Here is a 6,827-nt window from a genome sequence, read left to right on the forward strand (position 1 = left end):
TCAACGTGACAGCGCCGTTCGGCCCGGTGGCCTCCACGCCGACGGCCTGGCGGCTGCTGGCCGCCGTCGACGAACGGGTACTGGACCGGCTGCGGTCCGCCCGCGCTCAGGCCCGGGAAGTGGCCTGGCTGCAGGCCGACGAGACCGGCTCCGGCATACCGGCGGTGAAGGCCGGCGGGCGCGAGGTGACCGGCCTGGTCCTGGACCTCGACGCGACCCTGATCACCTGTCACTCCGAGAAGGAAGCGGCCGCACCCACCTACAAAGGCGGCTTCGGGTTCCACCCGCTGCTGTGCTTCCTGGCCAATACCGGCGAGGCGATGTCCGGCATCCTGCGGCCCGGAAACGCCGGCGCCAACACCGCCGCCGATCACGTCGCGGTGCTCGACCAGGCCCTCGCACAGATCCCCGACGCCCACCGGCACGGGACCGACATCCTCATCCGCACCGACGGCGCGGGATCCGCGAAGGCGTTCCTCGCTCACCTCCGAGACTTGCGCGGGCACGGCCTGGACCTGCGCTTCTCGGTCGGATACGCGGTCACAGAGCCGGTCCGTCGCGCGATCCGGGCCCTGCCCGAGCAGGTCTGGCACCCCGCCCTGGACCAGGACGGCACGCTGCGCGAGTCCGCCGAGGTCGCCGAACTGACCGGCGCGGTCGACCTTGCCGGCTACCCGGTCGGCACCCGCATCATCGTCCGCCGCGAACGTCCCCACCCCGGAGCCCAGCTCTCGCTGTTCGACCAGGACGAGGGCCTGCGCCACCAGGCCTTCCTCACCGACACACCGTTCACCGCCGGCTCGGCCCAGTTCCTGGAAGTCCGCCACCGCGGACACGCCACCGTCGAGGACCACATCCGGTGCGGCAAGACCACCGGCTTCGGCCGCTTCCCCTCCCGCAACTTCAACATCAACGCCGCATGGCTCGAACTCAGCCTCGCGGCGATCGACCTCCTCGCCTGGACCCGCGTCCTCCTGCTGGACGGCGAACTCGCGGCCGCCGAACCCAAGAAACTCCGCTACCGGATCCTGCACGTCGCCGCCCGCCTCACCCGGGGCGGCCGCCGCCTACGCCTTCGGATATCGGCGACCTGGCCCTGGCGACACGAACTCACGGCCACATTCCACCGCCTGGCCGCACTCCCCCGCCCCGCCGGCTGACTCGCCGTCCCCGCCCACCTCGACTCAAGGACCTTGGAGAACCCGACCACCGCGCCGGGCCCTCACCATGTCCACCGGCCGACACGGCTTCAAACAACCTCGCTCAGCCACCCAGCAACCCCAACTGAAACGGCGAGGCTAGTCGACGGCCCGCTTCCTCAGGCCCCTATATGGGACCATCTTGTGCACCTGCTGCACGCGTTCATGGGCCTTGCGGGAGCAGCGAGAAGTGCTGCGGCGCGCGCCGACTTGCGGTTACCGCGTGGCCCTGGCCAGGGCGGCGCGGATCGCATTCGCGCCGACCGGCCGGCCTTCCTCTTCCGAGTACGGTCCATATGGCGCCCCCCACACCGGCGTGCTCGTCTCCTGCCGCCAGCTGTCGGCCAGCGGTCCTGTGTCCACCACGCTGTAGCCGATCGAGTCGATGAACTCGGCCACCGTCGCCTTGGCCTCAGTGGAGTCGCCGGCGATCGGCAGGTAGGAGCGGTCGGCGGCTCCTACCGGGCGGCCGAGTGACAGCAGGTGCTTGAAGAAGATGTTGTTGAACGCTTTCACCAGCACGGCGTCCGGGAGATAGCGCAGCAGTAGTGCGCTCGAGGTCAGCGACTTGTCGTCGAGTTCGGGGATGGGCCCATCCCGCTCGGGGCCGTAGTTGCAAGTATCGATGACTGTTTTCCCGACTAGTGGCGCGGCGGGCAGCCTAGGAAAGGCCCTGACTGGCACCGCTACCACGATGATGTCGCCGGCCGCTGCGGCATCCGTGCTCGACGCGGCCGACGCCTGCGGCCCCAGTTCCGTAATCAAGTCCGCGAGCGTTTCGGGACCGCGCGAGTTACTCAGCACCACCCGGTGCCCGGCTTCGATGGCGAGCCGCGCGACGGCGCTCCCGATCTGCCCACTTCCGATGAATCCAACCGTTGTCATAGTTCTGCTTCCCTTCTCGAAAGCACCTACTCTGTCGTTGCTACTGCTCGATGTCGGCCTAGGAACGACGTCCTTGAACACCGGTCGCCCTCGGATCACCGAGGCCGTGCCAGTCACACAGCCGCCCAACTACCTCACCCGATCAGCACGGGGCAGCCGAGACAGCCAGGTATTCAGTTGAATTCTGCGCCGAGGGCGATGTCGAAGCCGGCGCCGTGGCGGGCCAGCCCCATTAGCAGGAGGCCGGTCCATTCAAGGACCGACGCCATCTGGAGCCCTCCGGCGTCGAGAGGCCGCATGCCGATGCTCTTCAGAAACGCCGCGACTTGGGCTTTCGCCTCTGCGTCGTCGCCGGCAAGAAACGCGTCCAGGGGCTTGTCGTGAGCGAGGACGTGGCCGAATATCGAGTTCAGCGCCTTCACGACCGGTGTGCCCTCGGGGGCGGCAGCGGCGATCTCCTGGGCCGCCGAGCGACCTGGGGTAGTCGCGAGCCCGTCGGCGTCGGTGTTGAAAGGATTGGAGATGTCGACGAGGATCTTGCCGGCCAACGCGCCGTCGTAGCGAATGACCGCGTCGACTGCGCCGGTGTACGGGACGGCCACGATGACGATGTCACCTGCCGGCGTTGCACCGAACACGCCGACGGTGGCTCCATTGCCGATCTGGTCGGCCAGCGCCTGTGCTTTGACGGTGTTGCGGCTCATGAGCTCGATGGTGTGGCCGTGCTTCGCCGCCCGGGTGCCGATGGCGGTGGCCATGTTGCCCGAGCCGATGATGCTGATGGTGGTCATGACGTTTTCCTTTGCTGTCTATCGATCAACTGCTGGGTAATAGGGGTCTTGCCGGTGTGGTGGGCTGCGTCGAGAGCATTGGCCGCGCAGGGCGGAGTGCTAAGAGCGTTCGCGGGCGACGTGTTCGCGTACGGCGGGGATAGTTTCCGTGGCGAAGCGTTCGAGTACGTCCGGGTCGTCGCTGGCCAGGATGAAGACGCTGACACCGTCCTCGACGGCCATCTGGGCCAGTGCCTCCGCGGTCTGCTGACTCGGGAAGATGTTCAGCAGCCGGGTGATCTCGCGGGGGTCGCGGTTAGCGGCCCGCGCGGCGTCGTCGATGATCGCGTTTCCCTTCTGGAGGCCGCCTGGCTCCATGACCGGCAGCGACGGCAACCAGCCATCGGCCTTACGTCCCACCAGGCCCTGCATCTTCGGCTTGTGGGCTCCGAGCCAGATCGGGATCTCGTGTGCGGGCGTGGGTCCGCGCTCGGCGCCGTGGACCGAATAGAACTCCCCGTCGACATCCAGTCGTCCGGGCCCGTCGGCGTCCCACACCCCGCGGATCACGTCGATCGCCTCGCTCAACGCCGCCACTGACTGCAACGGGGTCAATCGACGTCCGCCGATCGCCTGCACCGCATCCCAGTAGAAGCCGGCCCCGAGCCCGAGGCTGATCCGAGCACCGGAGAGCAGGTCGAGGCTGGCGGCCGCGCGGGCGAGCACGGCGGGGGGCTGACGCAGCGGCAAGTTGAGCACATTGCCAGACAGACCGATGCGCTCGGTCCGCGCGGCCACCCAGCTCAGCAGAGTCCAGGTATCGAGAAAGCTCGACTGGTAGGGATGATCCTGGAAGGTCACGAAGTCGAAACCGAGCCGCTCACTGAGCTGCGCCAACTCGACCGGACGGGTCGCCGGGGAGTTCGTGGGACCAATGAATGTTGCGAAACGCAGGGGATGACCATAGTCAGGCATCGATGTCTCCTTCAGTCGTTTGTGTGTGGTCAGCCGCGACGCGCGACGTCGTCGCCCACGGCGTGTTGTCAGATCAGGGCGCTGACGATTCCGTCGAGAGGCTCGGGCTGGCCGGCCTCGTGGTGAAGGCTGGTGCCGCCGCGGATCAGGGCGCCGCAGATGACAGCGGCGGCCCAGAAAAGGCCCGCGGCCCACCAGAATCCGATGGCGAACCCGTGCACGGTGGCACCGACGACGGCCGTGCTGCCATGGTCGGTCAGGTAGTGGTTGGTTGCGGTGGCGACGAAGGTGCTGATCAAGGCGACGCCGAGCGCTGAGCCGAGCTGCTGTGAGACATTGTTGAGCGCCCCGGCGGTGCCGGCGTCGCGCGGTTCGACGCCCATCTGCCCGACCGCGACGGCCACGACGGCGGCCGAGCCGATACCCGTTCCGATCAGCACCAGCCCGTGCAGCACCCAGGCCGCGTACGGGCTGCCCGCATCGGCCTGGGTCAGCAAGGCGGCCCCAGCACCGGAGGCGATCAAGCCGGCGGCGACGATGAACCGCATGGTCAGGCGCTGCAGCAGCACGCCCTGGGTCAGTGTGGCTACCACGCCAATTGTCACCATCAGCGGCAGGAACGCGACGCCGGTCGTGATCGGCGAGTAGCGCAGCACGCCCTGGAAGTAGTACGTCAGGAACAGGAACACTGCGAATACCGCCGCGTTCGCCAGGAAGAGCGTCAGGTAGGCCGTACTGCGATTGCGGTCGGCGAGTACGCGCAGCGGGATGAGCGGGTGACGGTCGACCTTCTGGAGCACGACGAAGCCGACCAGCAGGAGACCACCGACGACGAGCGGGGTCAGTGTGACTGCTGAGCCCCAGCCGTCCGTCTGGGCCCTGGCCGAGCCGAAGACCAAGCCATGTTCATCGTGGGACTGCTTGGGGCTCATTTTCTCTGCCCTGGTGCGGTTAGGTCGGAGCGCCGACATGAGGCGCTTCTCTGGTCGTCGCTCGCTGTTAGATCTGGCTGAACCCGCCGTCGACGACTAGGTTTGCGCCGGTGATGAAGCTGGCGTCCGAGGAGGCCAGGAACAGCGCAGCAGCCCCGATTTCCTCGCTGCTTCCCAGCCGTCCCAGAGGGATGGCGGCGGTGATCTGCTCCCGAATCTCGGGGGATACGGTGCTGAAGAGCGCGGTGTCGATCGAACCGGGACTGACGACATTCACCCGGATGCCGCGGACCTTCAGCTCCGCGGCCCAGGTGCGGGCGAGTGAACGCACGGCGGCCTTGCTCGCCGAGTAGACCCCGGCACCGGGAATGCCCTTGGTCGCGCTGGTCGTGCCGTTCAGGATGATCGACGCACCGTCGCTCATCAGCGGCAGCAGGTACTGAACGGTGAACACAGTGCCGCGGAAGTTCACGCCCACCAGCGCATCGAACGTATCCGGGGTGATGCTTCCCAGCGGGTCCGAAACCGATCCGAGGCCGGCGCTCGCAAATAGGACGTCGACTCGTCCGTGACGCTCCCGCACGGTCTCGGCCAAGCGAGCCAGGTCGTCGAGATTTCCTGAGTCCGCCTGTACGCCCGTCACGTTGTGGCCGATGGAGGCGACTGCCTCATCCAGCCTGCGCCTGTCTCGTCCGGTGATGAACACGTCGGCGCCTTCGGCCACGAACAACTTGGCCGTCGCCAACCCCATCCCAGAGGTTGCTCCAGTGATCACGGCGACCTTGCCATCAAGCTTGGACATGTTGACCTTCATCCTTCTGTCGGCCGAACGGCCGAACGGTGCGCGGACCCTGCGGGGCACGCGGGCCGGCGAGTACGTGCCGGTTGTGCGAAGCGCTCCGCAAACGGGACTGTTCTCCCGTTCGTGACTACATGCTCACCGTACCAGATGCGTGCGCGCGCACCTAACTGGGAGGGCACTCAGTTTCCGGGTATGCTGCTGGGTGTGAAGGCACCCGTGTCGCAACCGCGAATCATTTCCCCGGACCAAGTCAAGGGCTGGTTTGCGCTGCTGCTCACCCACTCCACAGTTACCGGGCGGATCGACGCCGCGCTGATGGACCAGCACAAGATCTCGTTCAGCACCGTCGAGATCCTGTGCTGGCTCCTGGAAACCGAGCCTCAGTCGGTTCGAGTTCTGTCTGGCGAACTTGTCAGCGTGAGCCCCACTCGAGCATCACGGTTGGTCCAGAATCTGATCGATGCCGGGCACCTCCAGCGTGGCGCCGACCAAGGCGACGGGCGCGTATCGCTCATCAGCTTCACCAAAAGCGGACGGCACTTCGCCGAGACGGTCAGACGAACCTTCGAGGATTCGGTCAAGAGACACTTCGTCGATCCCCTCGACGACGATGACATTGCTGCCATCACCCGGATTTGGGCCAAGCTCGAAAACGCAGAAGGTCCTAGCTGAGGGAAATCCGGATCGCTGTGATCGCTATCCTCGTCCGGCGACACGAGACCGGTCAGCGACTGTCGTCCGCTGTCGGGACTTCGAGCGACAGGGACCGCGCGATGCAGCGGCGGATCGTGACCGCCAACGTCGTGGGCCGCCAGCCGAGCGGCTCGTGTGCGAGCCGCCTGGTCACCGTGTCACGCACGGTCCCCTCGCCACCGCAGCGGCGGCACCACTGGTCGGGTTCGAGGACCCGACAGGCGAGCACGGCCCGGTCGGGTGCGAGACGCTGGCCGGTCACCTCGAGTCCGAGCTCATCGAGACGGCAGAACGTGGTCAGATCAGCGCGCGTGAACCCATGATCGGGGCGCGCCGCGACGGTAGCGTCGGGCATGTCGAGAGCGTCCAGATGGGCAGTGTGAGAACGTCCATCCTCGGGAGACATCGACGCCTATCCCGTCACCGACGCGCCGGTCCCAGCGGCGAGGACCACACTCTCATCTGTGAAGAGCCGATAATTCGATGCACGGCTTCCCTGTCGGCCCCTGCGACAGCTGTGTGGCGCTGGAAGACGCCTTCGACCTACATTTCGAGGGCGCTGTCACGTTGG

General features: G+C 66.9%; 7 protein-coding genes and 1 pseudogene. 2 read left to right on the top strand and 6 right to left on the bottom strand.

Annotation, left to right across the window (positions count from 1 at the left end; all coding sequences use genetic code 11):
* A partial coding sequence (locus tag ABZ656_RS55145) for an IS1380 family transposase (RefSeq protein ID WP_360279890.1) occupies positions 1-1,160 on the top strand: 1,160 nt, incomplete at its 5' end.
* Between the two features lie 255 nt (positions 1,161-1,415).
* Here ABZ656_RS55145 and ABZ656_RS55150 read toward each other — a convergent pair.
* The 5 genes from ABZ656_RS55150 to ABZ656_RS55170 all read right to left on the bottom strand — a co-directional run bounded on the left by ABZ656_RS55150 (position 1,416) and on the right by ABZ656_RS55170 (position 5,563).
* Positions 1,416-2,084 carry an NAD(P)-binding domain-containing protein gene (locus ABZ656_RS55150; RefSeq protein WP_360279893.1) on the bottom strand — a complete coding sequence of 223 codons (669 nt, stop codon included), beginning with the start codon at positions 2,082-2,084 and terminating at the stop codon, positions 1,416-1,418.
* A gap of 173 nt (positions 2,085-2,257) precedes the next feature.
* Positions 2,258-2,875 (bottom strand): NAD(P)-binding domain-containing protein, encoded by a 618-nt coding sequence (locus tag ABZ656_RS55155; protein WP_075028365.1) that lies wholly within the window; start codon positions 2,873-2,875, stop codon positions 2,258-2,260.
* Between the two features lie 99 nt (positions 2,876-2,974).
* Positions 2,975-3,829 (bottom strand): LLM class flavin-dependent oxidoreductase, encoded by an 855-nt coding sequence (locus ABZ656_RS55160; RefSeq protein WP_360279897.1) that lies wholly within the window; start codon positions 3,827-3,829, stop codon positions 2,975-2,977.
* A gap of 68 nt (positions 3,830-3,897) precedes the next feature.
* Entirely contained in the window at positions 3,898-4,761 is an 864-nt protein-coding gene (locus ABZ656_RS55165) for an MFS transporter (RefSeq protein ID WP_360279900.1), read from the bottom strand.
* Positions 4,762-4,828: 67 nt separating this feature from the next.
* Positions 4,829-5,563: an SDR family oxidoreductase gene (locus ABZ656_RS55170; RefSeq protein ID WP_360279903.1), complete on the bottom strand. Its 735-nt coding sequence runs from the start codon at positions 5,561-5,563 to the stop codon at positions 4,829-4,831.
* Between the two features lie 204 nt (positions 5,564-5,767).
* Between ABZ656_RS55170 and ABZ656_RS55175 the strand changes: the two genes are divergently transcribed.
* Entirely contained in the window at positions 5,768-6,235 is a 468-nt protein-coding gene (locus ABZ656_RS55175; protein ID WP_360279906.1) for a MarR family winged helix-turn-helix transcriptional regulator, read from the top strand.
* A gap of 106 nt (positions 6,236-6,341) precedes the next feature.
* Here the strand turns inward: ABZ656_RS55175 and ABZ656_RS55180 are convergent.
* Positions 6,342-6,611: pseudogene (locus ABZ656_RS55180) on the bottom strand (ISL3 family transposase); the annotation flags it as partial.
* Positions 6,612-6,827: the final 216 nt, after the last annotated feature.

The organism is Streptomyces sp. NPDC007095 (assembly GCF_040634475.1).
GTDB lineage: Bacteria > Actinomycetota > Actinomycetes > Streptomycetales > Streptomycetaceae > Streptomyces.